The organism is Streptomyces cynarae (assembly GCF_025642135.1).
Taxonomy (GTDB): Bacteria; Actinomycetota; Actinomycetes; order Streptomycetales; family Streptomycetaceae; genus Streptomyces; species Streptomyces cynarae.
Map to the genome: position 1 here is coordinate 7373940 of NZ_CP106793.1, position 16119 is coordinate 7390058.

Here is a 16119-nt window from a genome sequence, read left to right on the forward strand (position 1 = left end):
CGGTCAGGCTGCGACTGGCGGCCGGGCCTTGATCAGTTCCTTGAGGAACGGGCTGGGCTCCCCGTGCCAGAAGATGTCCAGGCTGTCGCGGGCGCGCGTGGCCGCGACGAAGAGCAGCGAGCGGGCGCGCTGCATCTCCGTCCGGTAGCGTGCCGGGTCCGTGGTGCGCCGCTGCTGGACGCTCGCGCGCGGCACCAGCCCGTCGGTCACCCCGGCGATGATCATGCGCTGGTACTCGAGACCTTTGAACCGGAACATCGTGCCGATGTGGACGCCGCTGTCGCCGCGAGGTCCGTCCGGGCCGATCTCCAACGCTCGGATACCGTGCTGAGCCAACGTGTACGCGGCTTCGCTGGCCATCTGGTTGGTCGGTACGGCGATGGCGATCTGCTCGTGCGGCACCTGACCCCAGGACTCGATCAGCGCGGCGATCGCCTCACGCTCGTCCTGCCAGTCGTTCAGCCTGTGCAGGTCCGGGACTGCGCCGCTGAGCACCGACCGGTACCCGGCCAGCGTCTCCGTGCTGCCGTCGAGGTCGTCGTACTTCTCGTCGCCGAGCACGTTCAGCGCTGAGCGCAGGATCTGCCGCGTGGTGCGGTAGCTCAGCGACAGCTTCGACGAACGGCCGCGGATGTTGATGCCGAGGCTGCCGAGGGTCACCTGGTTCTTGTAGATGCGCTGGTGAGTGTCACCGACCAGGAAGAGGTCGTTGCGGTCCGGGGCGGTCATCGCCCGCAGCATCTTCCAGTGCGCAGGCCGCAAGTCCTGAGCCTCGTCGACCACGATGTGCCTGTACCGGTAGCGCAGCCAGCCTCCCGATCCGTCGGCCACGTGGATGTTGTCGAGGCCGCCCGCTTCTTCCCGCTGACGGTCGATGGCCTGGATACGCCGGGCGCGTTCCACCTCCAACTGAGCTGCCCGCTCCGCGATCTGATCCCACGTCTGGACTTCGAGCCGGTCCAGGCGCTGGGTGAACCGCTCGACTAGTTGCCAGATCTCGGCGCGCTCCGCACGGGTGACCGTGCCTCCGCGTCCGGCGCGACGGGCACGGAAGTAGTCCGTGCGGGAGGTGACGGCCTGGCCGAGGATCACCTGCGTCCATTCGTCGTTCAGGAACTCTGCGTCCCAGCCGTCCGCGCCGAGCTCGTCCAGGAGCGAGCGCCATTCGCGGACGGCCTGGGCCTCGTCGATGATCCGCTTGCGGTTGCCGGGCTCCGCCTCCCGGACGGTGCGCAGCGCGAGCTGGTCGACATGGCTGATCTCGACACGCGACAGCAGCGTTTCGCCGCCCAGGGCGAGCAGCCGCGAACGCAGGTCCGCCGCGAGGTTCTTGTTGTACGTGGTCAGCAGGACCGGCTTGTTCCGGCCGGCCGGCAGCTGCTCGACCAGGTGCTTGACCCGGTGCAGTGCCACGATCGTCTTGCCGGTGCCGGGGCCACCGCCCACGCGCGCCGGACCGCTGTAGTCCCGCGCGACCAGCTTGGCCTGGGTGGGGTGCAGGAACACCTTCCAGCGCCCGAAGTCCTCGCCCTCCAGCGCCTCGCGCAGGGCGTCGTCGGTCGTGGTGACGATGGTGGCCGGACGTTCGACGGCGGCCCGGAAGTCCTCGGGGTCCACGGGTTCCGGCGCCGCCACGGGGGCGGTGACCTGCTCCAGGACGTCGTCGTACTCCTTGCCGTCGTACAACGCCAGCAGCACCTCGCCGGTGAGCTGTGGCGCATACTCCACGAGTCCGAGGAGTTGGTCCTCGGTGGTCAGCGCGGCGACGACCGGGATCAGGGAAGGGGCCACACCCAGGTCGGTGAGCTGCTGTTCCGACCACTTTGCGAACAGCGGCTCGGGAGCGGCCGTCTCGGCGGGGCGGGCAGGCTCGACCGGCTCGGTGGGTGCGGCGGGCCGCGGGGCCGGGGGAGTGAGCACTTCCTCCTGCACGACCTGCAGGTCCACGTACTCGATGCCGCCGGTGACGCGGTTGACCGAGTACGTGAGCCGGTCCAGGTGCGCGTACACGTCCTTGCGGTGCTTGACCGAGACGATCAGCCAGTCGTCGTCGGCCAGGCGCAGCAACAGGGCGCGGTACTCGTCGTTGACGCGTGCCGAGTAGAGCTTGTCGTGCCCCTGGAGCTGCTTCAGACGCAGGCCCGCGGAGTCGGGATTGGTCTTGAACTTGTGCTGGAAGTCGTAGATCGCACCCTTGACCGGGCGGGGGAGCTTGAGGATCTCCCGGTCCGCCTTGTCGAGCAGGCGCAGCGTCACGTTCTTGCCGGTCACGGTTGCTCTTTCTCCCCGTTCTCCGTGGTGGTGCCGTCGGGCAGGTCACGACCTTTCCGGTCGCCGGACGGTGGTGCGCCGTCGAGGCGGTCCGCGATGTCGTCCGCGGTCCAGTCGGCGGCGGGCCGCACCTCCCAGCCGGCGGCGGCGAACGCACGGTCGCGGTCGCCGGCCTCCAGGTCCTCGTCCTCGCCCTCCGGTGGACGCGGGCCGAGGACGACACCGACGCGTGCGCCGGGCCAGGCCAACTCGGCGAGCCAGCCGTTCTCGTCGAGCTCGTAGCCGTCCTCGGGAACCGGGACACCGCGCGTGGCGAGCGCCTCGGCAAGCGGGAGCAGGCCGGGCTCGTCCGGGTCGAGGTATTCGATGACCCGGTCCCACGCCGCATCCCGGCCGGGCGGGGCGACACCCGCTGCGGACACCTCCGCGGTGGCCGGGGCCTGCGGCGAAAGCGCGGCGGTCTGGGCCGGCGCGGGCGTGCCGTCGGCAGTCGCAGTGGGGGCGAGCGTGGCGCGGACACTCTCCAGGACGCCGTTGCCGCCCGTGACCGCCAGAGTCTCGACCGGGAACCCCTCGAGACGGCCGGTCGTGAGCTGGACGGCGTCCCCACCGCCGGTGTCCAGGAACTGCAGCAGGTTGGACCAGTACAGCCAGGCCCGCCAGCGGCGCTTGTGCGCATCCTCCTGGGCGTGGACGCCGGGTGCGTCGTCGAGGAGGGCGATGCCGGTCCAGGCGGGGGGCCTCTCCCGGCCGTCCGCGGCGAGGACCAGCGGCAGCCCTGAGCGGTCGGTGACCGTGAACAGCTGCACCGGGCCGCGCGACCCGGTGGGCGTTCCTCCCCGCAGCGCCGCCGTGATCTGCTCGCCGAGCACCTCCGGCGGCAACGCGACGGGGCGGGCCCCGGCGCCCATGAAGCCCGCCAGGGCGGCCTCCGCCCGCCACTGCCAGCGCTTGGCGTCCGGCCGGCGCAGATACTCCACGAGCTGCACGGCCGGATTGACCCACACCGTCTCCGCGAGCTCACCGGCAAGCCCGCCCAACACCGTGGCGTAGTAGTCGCGGGCCTTGCCTTGGGCCTGGTCGCCGTACGGCTCCCACACCGGGTCGGCCGGGCCGGCGCCCGCGTAGCCGGTGTCCCGGACGCGGCGCTGCCACTCCTTCACGTCGCCGTAGGTGAGCTGGAAGACCCTGAGCCCTTCGGCACGCAGCCGCGTGCGCTTGTCGGCATCGTCGCCGACCCGGTTGTGCTCTCGGCCGGCGTGGAACTCGTAGCCGTCCAGGTAGACCGCCACGCGCGGGCCCGGCGCGTCGACCCGTTCGAAGAGGACGTCGGGGCGGGTGCCGTCGAGGACGCGCTGCTGGGACACGCGCCAGCTCAACGTGGTGCCGTCGGCCGCGGTCAGCCGCAGGTCCAGAGCGTGGGTGCCCGCCGGCGTTATGTAGGCGTCGCCGCTGGCCCGGCTCTCGGGCAGCCCGGCCCACTCCCGCAGCGTGTCGATGAACAGCACTTCGAGATCGCTCTCGGCCTGCCGGTGCATCGGGATGTGCTGGGTGGTGGTGACGGGCGAGGTGCGCCAGCGCTCGCCGTCCGCACCGAGCAGCTCGTCGAGCATCTGCCGGACCTCGTTCCGGCTGACCTTGTCGTAGTCGGCCGGCGGCACCCGGCGCAGCAGGCAGCGGTGACAGCCGTCGAGCCCCTTCTCCAGGCAGCCGCAGCTCTCGATCACCTCACGGGCCTTCAGCAGGACCTCGCGGAAGCCGTCGGAGGTCGCCAGGCGGTGCAGGTAGCCGGTGCCGCCGGGAAGCCGGTCGTACACCACGAGGAACCGGCGCGGCCAGTCGCGGTCCTCGCCGTCCGGCATGGACGCGGCGGTGATGTCGATGTGGTCGGGGTCGCCGCCGTAGCGGGCCGCTATGCCGGCGAACAGCGCGGCGGTGAACGAGGCGAGCCGCTCCTTGGCCCGCGCCACGGACGCCGGCAGCAGGATGCGAACGGCCTCCGTCGTCAGCTCGTGTGCCAGCAGCAGCGGCACGTCCAGTCCGGCGCCCTGCTCCTCCCCGCTGCCGCGCAGCCGTCGGCGCGGGCACCACAACTGGTGGTGGGCGCTCGCGCGGGTGGTGCGGGCGAGCGAGGCGGTGAGCGCGTGCTGCGACTGGTCGACGACCGGCCGCCCGTCGGCGGTCGCCCCACCGCAACTCGCGCACACGAAGAAGGGGTTCAGGCGCACGTCGTCCCCGGCCAGCGGAACCGTGCTGCTGCCGTCCTGCCGGTCGACCCCGAGGTTCAGGGTGCGGACGACGGCCTTGCGCGTGAAGTCCGCGCCGAAGACAGCGGCGTCGTGCCGCCATGATCCGGCCGCCAGATGCGCCGGGTCTATGTCGACGGTGGTGAGAACGGCGTACCGCCTCCGGTCGCGTTCGTCGCGGTCGTCCCGCACCCGGGCGTCGTCGCGCTTGTCCCGGGACATGACGCGCCGGGGCTGGAGCACGTGGTGCAAGCAGCCCGCGTCGGCGATCTCCCGTGACCCGCACCGTGGGCACGGCGAGGTGTCGTTCTTCGGATCGCCGTGTGCGCGCGCGTATCCGCACGCCGGGCACAGACGCCACACGGCCCAGGCGCGCCGCTCCGGGCTGCCGATGTCGAGGGCGCGTACGACGTGCCGATAGCCGTTGACGTAGAAGCTGTTGCCGGGCGCGAGTTCGGTGAGGGAGAGCTTGCGGGAACGCTCGTAGTCGCGGACCTCGCTGCGGTACACCCAGTTCCGGCGCTCGTCGTCGCCCTCCGGGGCTTCCGTGCCCTCGTCGTCCCCAGCTGCCTCCTTCCAGTAGAGCGTGGCCTCCAGAGACGTGGTCGTGTCGGTGAGGCTGTAGTTGGGCAGCAGGCCCAGCTCCACGAGCGCGCCGTGCGCACTGGCCTGGCTCAGCTCGCGCAGCAGCTCACCCGTGGCGCGCCGCTCCGCGAGCAGCTCACGTCGTTCGGCGCCCTGTTCACGGTCCTCGGCGAGCAGACCGTCCACCGCGGTGTCGATGGCGGCGATACGGCGGCGCAGCTCCTCGCGGCGCGCCGTCCACTCCTCCTCGGCCTCCTGCAGGGCCCGTGCGATGCCGCCGGTGGCGTAGGCGCGCAACTCGTCCGCGGCGTGCAGGGACACGCCCCGGTCGTCGTCCGGGCCGCCGGGTGCCTGCGGGAACAGCGCCAGGAATTCCTCCACCAGCCGCGCCCCGTGGGTGAGCGCCGCGTCCGACAGGTCCTGGCACCAGCCCGTCGTGCCGAACAGCGCCGACGACAGGCGGGGGAGCGGCATGAGCGGTTCGCCGTCCGAGGTGGTCAGTTCGCCGCGCGCCGCCCGGTCCAGCAGATGCGCCGTGTACTGGCGGCGCAGGATCTCCACGGCCGACAGGTAGCAGCCCGGCGGCACGATGTCACCGGCGATCATCTCGGTCGGGTCGTCCAGGTAGTACCGGTCGCGGGCCCGGCGCCCGCCGAAGGCGACCACCAGGGCGTTGCCGGTCCTGCGTCCGGCACGTCCGGCACGCTGCACGTAGTTCGCCGGCCCGCCCGGCAGCGAGCCCAGCAGCACGGCCGACAGGTCGCCGATGTCGATGCCCAGTTCCAGCGTGGGCGTGCAGGACAGCACATTGGGGTCGGTGTAGTGGGTGCCCTGCCGGAACGTCCGCTCCACGCGCTCCCGTTCCGGCCGCGTCAGCATGCCGGTGTGCTCTGCCGTGACGACCCGGTAGGTACCGCCGGTCAGATACAGGCGGCGGTAGTAGTCGGCCCGGTAGTCGCGCTCCAGTTTCCCGCCGAAGCCGCCGCTGCCCGCACCGGTCGACGACATGCCGGACTGTGGCGGGGTGAGGATGCCGGTGCACCGCCAGCGCGGGCAGGGGTGTCCGTACCAGCGGGTGCGCCGCTCGGGCGGCACCACCTGCTGCCAGCCGCACTCCTCGCAGGACACGAACGCCTTGTTGACCAGGTCGTCCGCCAACAGCCGCACCTGTATGTGGCCAGGTTGCAGGCCGTAGACGCGGGTCGTGCGGTCCTTGGCGGTGCGCACCGACAGCACGCCCTCGTCCGCGAGGACGGGGAGCAGCCTGCGCAGGTACTCGGTCGCCTGCGCCGCGTCCAGGCCGAGGCAGCGCCGCGTCCAGTCCTGGTACCAGTTGCCACGACCAGTGATCGTGTCGAACTTCGTCTTCTCCTTGGGTCCGTCGAGAAGGAACCGCGGCGGCGCCACGTACCCCTCGGGAAAGGCGGGCATTCCCTCCGGTCGTTGCCCGGAGATCAGGTACTGGTTGACGCCCGCTTCCTTGATCCAGGTGTCGAGCCACCGGTGCCGGACGCCGCCGCGCAGCCGCAGCCGTTCCAGCAGTCCCCGCACGTACGCCAGGTACCGCTCGGGCGTGGGCAGGCCACTGTCGAGCCCCAGCTGCCCGGGCAGCGTGAGATGCAGGTCGCGGGCGAGCGCGACGATCCGGTCGGGTTCCTCGACCACCACCTCCGCGGCCGTCGTCCGGGTCAGCTCCAGCGTGCGCCCGAGTCGCGACCGCAGCCCGAACTCCATGACGGTCGCGAACGCGAGCCGTTCCCCGATGAGCTTCCAGGTCCGCGCGTCCCCCGTGCCGCGTCCCGACAGGAGCCGGTCCACGCCCGGTTCGTCGTGCAGGTCCGGCGGGACGACCGCGGCCAGCGTCTGCGGGTCGTCCACGGAGTCCAGGACGTCGCCGATGAGGTCGTTGAGCGGGAGCGGCGTACCGGAGTCGTCCAGTTGGTGCGCCAGCAGAGAGCGCAGCGAGAATTTGTACGAGGCGTTGGCGACGTACCCGGCGCGGTGCGCGGCGTCCTGGGTGGAGTCGTTGAACAGCAGCGTCTTGCGCTCCTCGGGAGCCAGCGCGATCTCATGGCCGCCGGTGAACAGCTGGGTGACCGTGGCGGAGGCCAGCGCGGCGAGCGCGGTGCCGAGGAACCTGATGCCGTTGTCGGCGTTGCATGCAGGACAGGTGTCGTCCCGGGCGGCCTGGTCGGCCGTCTTCTTGCCCAGGATGGCCCGCGCGAACCAGGCGTCCTGCAGCCCTTCCCCGTCCTCCGCCACGGGCATGCGGTAGGTGCTCTCCGCGCCGTCCAGCACGACCACGGACTGCGGATCGACGCCGCCCGCCCGCTTCGGGCCGGTGCCGGTGAGTGCCGCGAGGGCGTCCCGTGCCTCGGCCGGAGTCGCCGAGATGAAGTACCGCAGCCGTCGCTTGTCACGTCCGAGGGCCGCCGACCAGATCCGCTGCGGGCTCGTCTCGAGCTTCTGCGGATCGGCTTCCGGGGACAGGGTCGCCCAACCCGAGCGGCCGCACACGCGGCAGTAGATCGCCGGGAGATGGGCCTGGGCCGGTCGCTGCACGGTGTCCGAACCGGGCAGCGCCTGGGGCCGCCGCGAGTCCGCCATCGGCCATTCGTCGCTGTCGGCCAGATCCTCGGACGCGGACGCCGCGGTGAGCGCGGAGCGCCGCGCCACGGCCCGTTCGTCCTCGTACCAGCGGAACTCCGGTCGGGCGCCCACCCCGCTCAGCACCCGACTCACGGGCCGGACCCACAGGTGCGCCTCGATGTGCAGCAGCGGACGCGGTCGGCGCTCGTCGGACTCCGGATCCCGCGCGGACGACAGCAGCGCCACGAACCGCGACAGTGCCTCCAGCGCGAGCCGAGGGTTCTCCCGCGCGGTGCGCGCCCACGCGTAGCCGAAGCGGGCCATACGGTCCCGCAGCCCCCACTCGTCGAGCGGCTCGCCGTTCAGCAGTGCGAGCACACCGTGGGTGAAGTCGTGTTTCTTCAGCAGCCGCCCGATCTGGAAAGCATCAAGGCCGCGCCGCCCCAGCAACCGCTCGGCGAGCCCGTCCAGGTCGAGCCGGTCCGGGTCGGACTCCACGCCCGGGCCGCCCGAGACCTCGATGACCTCCTTCGGGCTGGGAGGCTCGGGCAACTCGTAGTCGATGTCGCCGACGAAGTCGTCCGCGCTCAGCCGCTCCTCACTGACCACGGAGTCCGGACCGAACGGCACGCCGAACACCTGCTCGGCGACCATGAGGATGCCGCCGGTGTCGCCCCCGCCCTCACCGAGGGTCGCCGAGGTCGCCACCGGGCAGATCGAACCGAGCGGCCGCTCCGGCTTCGAGGCGCCCACGGCGGCCGCCAGCCGCCGCAGCAGCATCGCCACGTCCGTGCCCTGTGCGCCGTCGTACGTGTGGAACTCGTCCAGCACCACGTACGCCGGGTCCGCCCCCTCCCACAGCGGCCGGTCCTCCGCCCGCTGCAGCAGCAGGTCCAGCATCTTGTAGTTGGTGATCAGCACGTCCGGGGGCGACTGCCGCATCTCCTCGCGCCGCGTCATGACCCGCCGGAAGTCCGTGTCCGGCTTGTCGCCGATGTAAAGGCCGGCCGTCACCTGCGCCAGCTCCGGTTGCGCCAGGTAGTCGCCGATTCGCCCGGCCTGGTCGGTGGCGAGCGCGTTCATCGGGTACAGCAGCACGGCCTTCACCCCGCGCCTGCCCAGTGCCTTCTGCCGCCGGCAGTGGTCGAGGACGGGGATCAGGAACGACTCGGTCTTGCCCGACCCGGTGCCGGTCGTCACGAGCGTCGGCTCGGCCGCCCCTTTGTACGTGCTCAGTCGCTCCCACGCCTTCGCCTGGTGCCGCCACGGCGTGAACGACGGCTGCCACTCGAGCGCCGACCGCCACCCGTCGTCGGCGGGGTGGAACGGCGTCCTGATCCGCAGGTACGGCCCCCGGAAGATGCCCGTGTCCGGATCGCCGAGGAACCTCTCCAGCGCGAGGCGCGTGTCCTCGTCGGCCAGGGCGTACGTCGTCGTGAGGTACTGCGTCAGACTGCCACGGAGCTGTGCGGCGGCCAGGGTGGGCTTCACGAGGACCTTTCGGGCAAGTCGGTGACGGGGACCGCCGGGTACGCCCCACCGTGACAGCGGGCGAAGGCACCGTGACGATCAGCGTCAAAAATAACCCCCACCTCGGACAACGGCACCCGTCTGGTCGAATCCCGGACCTCCACGAAAGGGATTGACGGTGCGAATGCGACAGACGATCACGGTAATGGCCGCGCATGCCGACCAGTCCAACACCGCGCGCACTCCGGCAGCGCGTTCTACGGCTGTCAGGTCCAGCCCGTGAGGTCCCCGACGAAGTCCGCGTACGAGCGGTTGGTGCCGCGGGGGGACGGGATCAGCCGGTGCTCCAGCGCCTTGCGGGCGACCGTGGGTCCGTCGCTCTCCCGGAAGACCGGCAGGCCGAGCCCCCGCTTGAGCTCCTCCTTGGCGTCCTTGACGCGGCCCGTGTCCCGGTCGAGCAGATGAGCGGGGACTTTCCAGCGCGGACGCACGTGCGGGAAGGCGTCCGGGAAGAGCAGCAGCCAGCCCTCGCTCTCCCAGGCGGCGAGCGCGAGTGCCGTTCGGAACTCCTGGCACTGGCGCGCGAACTCGTCGGTCAGCGTTCTGCGGACCCGTTCGTAGTGGGTGTCGGTGTAGCCGTCCAGGTCCTCGTGGACGACGAAGCCGAGCAACTGGGCGCGCTGCTGGCGTGCCTTGGCCCGCGCCTTGCCGGCCAGCGCCTTGACGGCGGCGGCGAGGTCCGGGCCGGACTTCCTGCGCAGGCGCACGGGGTCGTTGATGCGGACCAGCTTGGCCGCCGCGCCGAGGTCGGGCCGGTGGGCGCGTATGAGCGCGGCCAGGATCTCGCAGTCGTTCTGGTCCTCACCGGCGAGCACGATGACGCCCCGTTCTTGTGCCCGGGACGTCCGCCCGCCGCCCTGTCGCCCCTTCGGGGTCACAGTTCACCCCCGGTGAGGTCGCCGCCCAGCACCCCGGAGAACCACAGTTCGCCGAGCGGCTGTTCACCGGACTCCTCGACGATGTCCTTCACCTCGTCCACGGTGAGAGCCGGGATGATCGACGCGCCGTCCTCGTCGCGGTCGCACACGACGAACTCCTCCGGATACAGCCGGTTGACGAGCGCGGGCGAGTGGGTCGCGACGATGAACTGCGTCCGCTCGGCGGCCTCCCGCAGCCGCTGCACGACGAGTTCCAGGGCCTGCGGATGCAACCCGTGGTCGATCTCCTCGATGCAGGTGAACGCCGGAGGATTGGGGTCGTACAGCAGGGCGAGCAGCCCGAGCAGCCGGACCGTCCCGTAGGAGGCGTCGGCGAGCGGTGTCAGGCGGCGCAGGCCGCGCTCGCGCAGCACGACGGTCAGCTGGTCGGTCGCCCCGCCGACCTCCTCGAACTCGATGTTCTCCAACTGCGGCAGGACCGTACGGGCATCGGCGACCAGGTCGTCCCAGGTCTCCTCGCGACCACTGAGGTGGATCAGAAACCCGGCCAGGTTCTCGGCGTGCGGTGAGAGGGTGGCGAAGTCCGCACCGCGCAGGCGAGTCGGCTGCCGGGCCGCCGCGACGTCGACGTCGAAGACCCGGAACGACGACAGCCGGTCGGCGACCCGCGTCACCTCGTCCCCGCCGTCGGCGGGACCGAGCCGGGGAAGCGTGGACAGGCCGCTGCTCAGCCTTCGGATGCCGAAGCTGCCGCTGTCCTTGCTCTCGCCCGCCCGCACGTCGAGGATGCGCGCCTCCTCACCCGAGATGGTGATGCGCCGGCCACGTCCTTGCTTGCGCTTGAACGCGAAGCTTTCCTCGCGGGAAAGGGCGTAGTAGGGCGATCGTTCCCCGGTCTGCTTCGACCGCAGGGACCGGCGCCGGATGGTGAGGCTGTACTCGTCCGGTGCGTTGAGGGTGGAATTGGTCGTCCACGTCGCCTTGAGGTGGATGCGCATGGAGGTCGGCGGCTTGGTCCCGCCCCAGAAGGCCACCTCGTCGAATCCGCCGCGCGCGTCCAGCGCCGGCTGGAGGTCGGTGCGGATGATGTCGGCGAGGAAGTCGAACACCTTCAGCACGTTGGACTTGCCCGCCCCGTTCGGGCCCACTAACACGGTGAGCGGACCGAGCGGCACGGTCACGTCACGCAGACTGCGGAAGTTCTCGACGTGCAGTTCGAGCAGACGGCCAGGCATAGGACGAAACCTATCGGGTCGGTGATCGGGACGCGGGGGAGTGGGCCGGATGCGTTGCCCGCGCCGCCATGGCCTCCGTCGAGTTCGTACGCGGCCTGGACGGAGGCGAGGGCATGTCCGGGTGCGAGGGCGGACCAACATGCGGAGCAGGCTAGGTCCGGCCACTGACATCGCCTGGGGTGGGCGCTTCCCCAAGGGTGCCGGACCGGCTCTTCGATGCGGCGCTTACCACGGCCCACACCGTCTTGCCCGGGCCGCAGCGGCGGTCGGTGACACCCCAGTCGTCGGCCAGGGCGGTGACGAGGAGGAGCCCGCGGCCGGACTCGGCGTCGGGAGCCATGGGGTCCGCGACAACGGGTCGGCGTTCCGCGCGGGTGTCGGAGATCTCCAGCCGCAGCCGCTTGCCGTCCGCCTCCGAAGTCAGGCGGACGTGGAAGTTCCGGCCCGGGATCCGCCCGTGCCGTACGGCGTTGGCGCACAGCTCGGCGGTGATGAGTGTCATCGTCTCGTTGGCGTCGCTGTCGTAGGGGTGGCCCCAGGAGTCCAGGCAGTGCGAGACGAAGAGCCGGGCGAGGCGGGCGCCGCGTGGGGTGGAGGTGAAGGCCATGGCGAATTCGGCCGTTGCCGTTGTCTCGGACAGCGGGTAGTGCTGAGGGGAAGGGAGGTGCATGCCGTAAGCGTCTTGAGTGTGGCGGTGCGGCACCAGGTGTGACGCCTGTACGACAGGCTGCTGTACGTGATGGCGGATGCCGGTACGTGGAAGGGGGTGGAGACGGCCTCAAGTGGTGGGAAGGTTACGGACCTTGTCCCTATCGTGGTCACGCGAGACGGTCGGCGCCCCGTACTGCCGGTTTCTGTACAGGTGCGACCGTAACGGAGTGCCAGGTGTTGAGCGAAGACGGATGTATCACGTTGTGGGGGGACGAGCATGACAACTACCGCGCCATCGGATGGGACACCGGAGCCGCAGTCAGGCGGTGACAGCAGCGCCTCCGCCGAACCGACCGGGCAGAGCGGGGACTCGAACGCAGGGCCGCCGGCCGCTCCCGCGCAACCGCCCCAGCAAACCCAAGTCCCCACCGCAACGGGAAGCCAAGCGGACGAAAGCTTTCAGGCGATCGTCTCGGAGATGCTGGGAGTCGATCCCGGGGCCTCCCGCCGCAAGAAGACGCGGTGGGCGGTCGTGTTGTCGGTGCGCAACATCCTGACCTTCCTCTGCGGGGTGCTCGCCACGACGTTGGCCGCGTACTTGCTGCTGGGATGGGACGTCCACAACCAGAACGACAAGCAAAAGGAGTACGACGCCTCCCAAGCGCCCTTCACCGTGTCCGTACAGCCCGACAAAGGCGACCCCCGTCAGGAATGGGTCATGGTTCTCGACAGGGAACTGACCGCTGCCGAGACGCGGAAACTCACGTCCAGCACGGATAGTCCCGCCGCCTTCTCGTACCTGAAGGCACTGGGCGGACATCTGCTCACGTACCCGTCCGTGCTGGAGCACGCTCCCAAGCAGCACCTGCAGCAGCCGTCGAGCAGCCGCATGGAACTCTCCGACACCTTCAAGATGAACGTGCTGAGTACTCGGGCCGCCGCCGTGGTCATCGATGACTGGAAGGTCACCGACGTCGCGTGCCGCAAGAGCACCGCGCAGACGGTCGTCGCCGTTCCACCGCAAGGTGGATCCGTCTATCAGGGGATCCAGCTCCACGTTCCGCCCCGGGCCGACGAGCCGGTGCTGACCGACGACGCCGAGGGACAGGGCGAGCCCTACTTCGACACCCACTACATCGAGGTGGGCGGCGGTCAGCCCTCGGGCGGCCTCAGGGTGGAGGCGATCGCGCCGCCGGGGCAGTCGTGCGAGTGGGGCATCAAGGTCCACTACAACGACGCCTACCAGAAAGGACAGTGGGTCCAGTTGAAGGACCGGCAGGGGAAGCCGTTGCGCATCCGCACGGAGTCCGTTCCCCTGAACCCACGGCAGAAGTGGTTCTTCGGATCCATTCCCTGGACGCCGTGCCACCTGAAGCCCAAGGAGGCGACGTGCGGCCTGCTGTAGTGGGCAAGGCGGTGGCCTTCCTCGTCCTGGCCGTCCTGTGCGTCCAGGCGTGCAGCCCGCAACCGGCCAAGGAGAAGCCCGACTCCCGGCCTTCCGTACCCGCGGCACCCTACCTGGGCAACCGCGGGTACGCCCTTCCGGCCAGTCCCTTCACCCGCAAGGGCACGGTGGTCACCGCCACGTGCAATATGGGCTCTCGCTGGGCGAGTGTCTCGGTCCAGGCGTGGGATCCCGAGACGTGGCAGAAGCGCGCGGAACGGGAATTCCCCATCCCGAGCGACGCCGCGTTCAGTAATGTGCAGGGTTACAAGGCGGTCAACAGTCCCCTCGTGGAACTCTGTGGAGTGGGCCCGTACAGCCCTTCCCCCTACGGCGTCTCCACCTCGGAGTACATGGCTCCCCGGATCCGCGCCCTCTTCGACTTGGCGTTCACGCGCATGGCGGTGGTCCTCCGAGATCCCCGGAACAAGAAGGACTCCCACGTCGGTTACGTGGCGAGCGGCGCCGCTATAGAAGACGTCGTCCGTTTGGGAGGTGCGGCAGGTGACGACGAGCAGAACGCGGTGATGTCCCCGGACGGGCACAGCGTGTGGTTCACGTACACCGCCTCCGACGGCAGGCAAAGGATCGGTTCCCGGTCCGCCGAGGGCGACCACCACCTGACGGACGAAGGTCCGGCCGCCGGGCACGGCTTGCCCCTGATCGTCACGGGCCAGCCGGCTCGCGCAGTCCAGGCGAACATGGTGCACCTGGCGCCGAACGGCCGCCGGCTCACGGCGACCGCACCCAAGGTCTTCGGCACCGTCTTCGACACGTGGAACTCCTCGGGGCCCCTCACCAGGACGTCGGCGCGCGGGGCGGCGCTGCTCAGCGGATGTGTCGGCGTTGTCGGCTGGCTTGGTGACGACCGGGTGCTGTGCCGCACGTCTTCCGGCGCTTTCCGAACCATGGACGCCCGCACCGGCCGCGCCGTGGGCGCCCCCGTCAACGTGGTCGGGCCGCAGGACGGGATGGTCGCGGAGGGGATGCTGGTGTCGCCGGACGGGAAGAGGTTCATCGTCTCCGTCCACCCGCCCAACGCCCAGCAGAACGACGACGACTACGCATACGAGGACCCCGGCTTCAGGGCGGTGCCTACCACTCCGGGAGGATCGCCGACCCCCATCTCCAACCCCTTCCTGGACCGGCGCACGGTTTTCGTGAGCTGGTCGTAGGGGTGGGTGCGGCTTCGGCGTACACGGCTGTACGGCTACGGCGGGGGGCGGCGTGCGAGCGGTGCCGCACGACGGCGTCAGCCCCGGCGGCACCGCTCCCGAAGCTCCTTGAGGACCGCCTTCTCGCGGGACGTGACGTCACCGTCCACGGTGGCCACGCGCTCCGCCGCGTCGAGGACATCGCTGAGGTCGCCCGACTCGGAGTCCACGCGCTTCCACACCTCGGCCGGGTCGATGTCGACGACGTTCGCGAGCTGCTCGTCGACGACCTCGTGCCGCTCCCGGACCAGCCGCACCAGGTGCCGCATCAGCAGCGCCTCGTCGTCGGCGATTTTGGCGTTCGCGTTCCCCCTGATGACGAGCCATGCGACCCACAGCATCAACTGAGGGTGCCGACTGCGCTCGCTCATTCCTTCGGCGAGCTCGATCACTCGCGCCTCGTTCCGGAACACGGCGCGCGCGTGCCGGCCGGCGAGGAGCGTCGTGTAGCGGTTCAGCAGGACGGCGAGGGGGACGCCGACCAGAGGGATGCCGATCTTGATGACGTTGCGCTGCAGGAGGTGCTTCCCGACGACGGGGAGCGCCTTCCCGGCGGCGAGCACCGATTTCGAGTAGAAGCGCTTGACCAACGGCCGAACGAGAGCCGGGACCGCCTTGGCGACACCTTCGCGGGCAGCTTCCCCGCTCTTGATCGTGAAAGCCACGCGGATGAGCTTCCACAGGTCCTCGGGGTCGTGCACGTCGAGCGGGACCCGGTAGAGGACGGAGATGTCGTAGGCCAGGCGGAGTTGGAGCTGGGAGATGAACGCGACGTCGACCATCATGGTCGCCACGGCGGCGGGGACGGTGGCCGGTGAAGCACCCCCGAGGCTCCCGATGGTGGCGGCGACGGTCGCCGTGTAGGCCCCGGCGGAGAGTCCTCCTTCGAGCGCGGCGTACCGGGCCGCCATCTTGATCCGCTGATCCACGATGGCATCCGCGGGCACACCCTCGTACCGGTCCTGGAAGTACTGCCAGTCGACCTTCTCGGTGTACGAGTTCATGGCATGGGCCGCGAGCTTGGTGAACCAGTTGCCCGACTTGATGTCGTCGGCGCTCAGGCCCTTGACGAAGTCCTTGATCTCGGCCTGCTCCTGCTCGACGACCTTCCGGTCGGCGGCGTCGTCGGCCTCGTCCGCGGCGGTGTCGGCGGCGTGCGTCGGCTCGTCTGTCATGGCGCGTTCCCCCCAGGCTCTTCCGCGGCCGGCTGAGCTGCGGGGTACGGGCACCCCTGCTGCCGTCTCCGCGCGTTGATGCGGCGAGCGGCACAACGGCCGCTCTGTCCTCCCCTTGCGGCGCAACCTTAGCGCTTTGTGAGGCGATCGGTGCCGTGGCGGATCACGCGGGTGCGGGTGTACAGGCGGGGGCTGTACAAGGGAGGCCGGACACTCGTACGCGGTACGGGGGACTTGGCCGCAAGCCGGGGAACAGGCATGGGGCACGTCCCTACAGTGAGCCTCAGGTGACGGTGGGTGT

The 16119-nt window shown here is 70.5% G+C and carries 8 protein-coding genes; 2 read left to right on the plus strand and 6 right to left on the minus strand.

The features are described from left to right. Positions 1-3: 3 nt before the first annotated feature. From N8I84_RS33325 to N8I84_RS33345, 5 genes are all read right to left on the minus strand, one after another. A complete protein-coding gene (locus N8I84_RS33325; protein ID WP_263233159.1) occupies positions 4-2271 on the minus strand; it encodes a UvrD-helicase domain-containing protein in 2268 nt (755 codons plus the stop codon). After that, a complete protein-coding gene (locus N8I84_RS33330) occupies positions 2268-9182 on the minus strand; it encodes a DEAD/DEAH box helicase (protein ID WP_263233160.1) in 6915 nt (2304 codons plus the stop codon). Before N8I84_RS33330 ends, N8I84_RS33325 begins: the two co-directional genes overlap by 4 nt. A gap of 245 nt (positions 9183-9427) precedes the next feature. Continuing rightward, entirely contained in the window at positions 9428-10036 is a 609-nt protein-coding gene (locus N8I84_RS33335) for a hypothetical protein (RefSeq protein ID WP_263233161.1), read from the minus strand. A 59-nt stretch (positions 10037-10095) separates the two neighbouring features. After that, positions 10096-11334 (minus strand): AAA family ATPase, encoded by a 1239-nt coding sequence (locus N8I84_RS33340; RefSeq protein ID WP_263233162.1) that lies wholly within the window; start codon positions 11332-11334, stop codon positions 10096-10098. Between the two features lie 151 nt (positions 11335-11485). Beyond that, on the minus strand, positions 11486-12004 hold the full coding sequence (locus N8I84_RS33345) for an ATP-binding protein (protein WP_263233163.1): 519 nt from the start codon (positions 12002-12004) through the stop codon (positions 11486-11488). Between the two features lie 459 nt (positions 12005-12463). Here N8I84_RS33345 and N8I84_RS33350 point away from each other — a divergent pair, with 459 nt between their 5' ends. Continuing rightward, on the plus strand, positions 12464-13390 hold the full coding sequence (locus N8I84_RS33350; protein WP_263233164.1) for a hypothetical protein: 927 nt from the start codon (positions 12464-12466) through the stop codon (positions 13388-13390). Then, positions 13375-14604 carry a hypothetical protein gene (locus N8I84_RS33355; RefSeq protein ID WP_263233165.1) on the plus strand — a complete coding sequence of 410 codons (1230 nt, stop codon included), beginning with the start codon at positions 13375-13377 and terminating at the stop codon, positions 14602-14604. The genes N8I84_RS33350 and N8I84_RS33355 overlap by 16 nt, the downstream gene beginning before the upstream one ends. Before the next feature lie 77 nt (positions 14605-14681). Here N8I84_RS33355 and N8I84_RS33360 read toward each other — a convergent pair whose 3' ends face one another. Then, entirely contained in the window at positions 14682-15818 is a 1137-nt protein-coding gene (locus N8I84_RS33360; protein WP_263233167.1) for a hypothetical protein, read from the minus strand. Between the last annotated feature and the right edge of the window lie 301 nt (positions 15819-16119).

What these genes read in the sequence shown, in the direction of transcription:
- N8I84_RS33350 (WP_263233164.1), top strand. Translation starts at nt 12,464, where the DNA reads ATGCTGGGAGTCGATCCCGGGGCCTCCCGCCGCAAGAAGACGCGGTGG.
- N8I84_RS33345 (WP_263233163.1), bottom strand. Translation starts at nt 12,004, where the DNA reads ATGCACCTCCCTTCCCCTCAGCACTACCCGCTGTCCGAGACAACGGCA.
- N8I84_RS33340 (WP_263233162.1), bottom strand. Translation starts at nt 11,334, where the DNA reads ATGCCTGGCCGTCTGCTCGAACTGCACGTCGAGAACTTCCGCAGTCTG.
- N8I84_RS33360 (WP_263233167.1), bottom strand. Translation starts at nt 15,818, where the DNA reads ATGACAGACGAGCCGACGCACGCCGCCGACACCGCCGCGGACGAGGCC.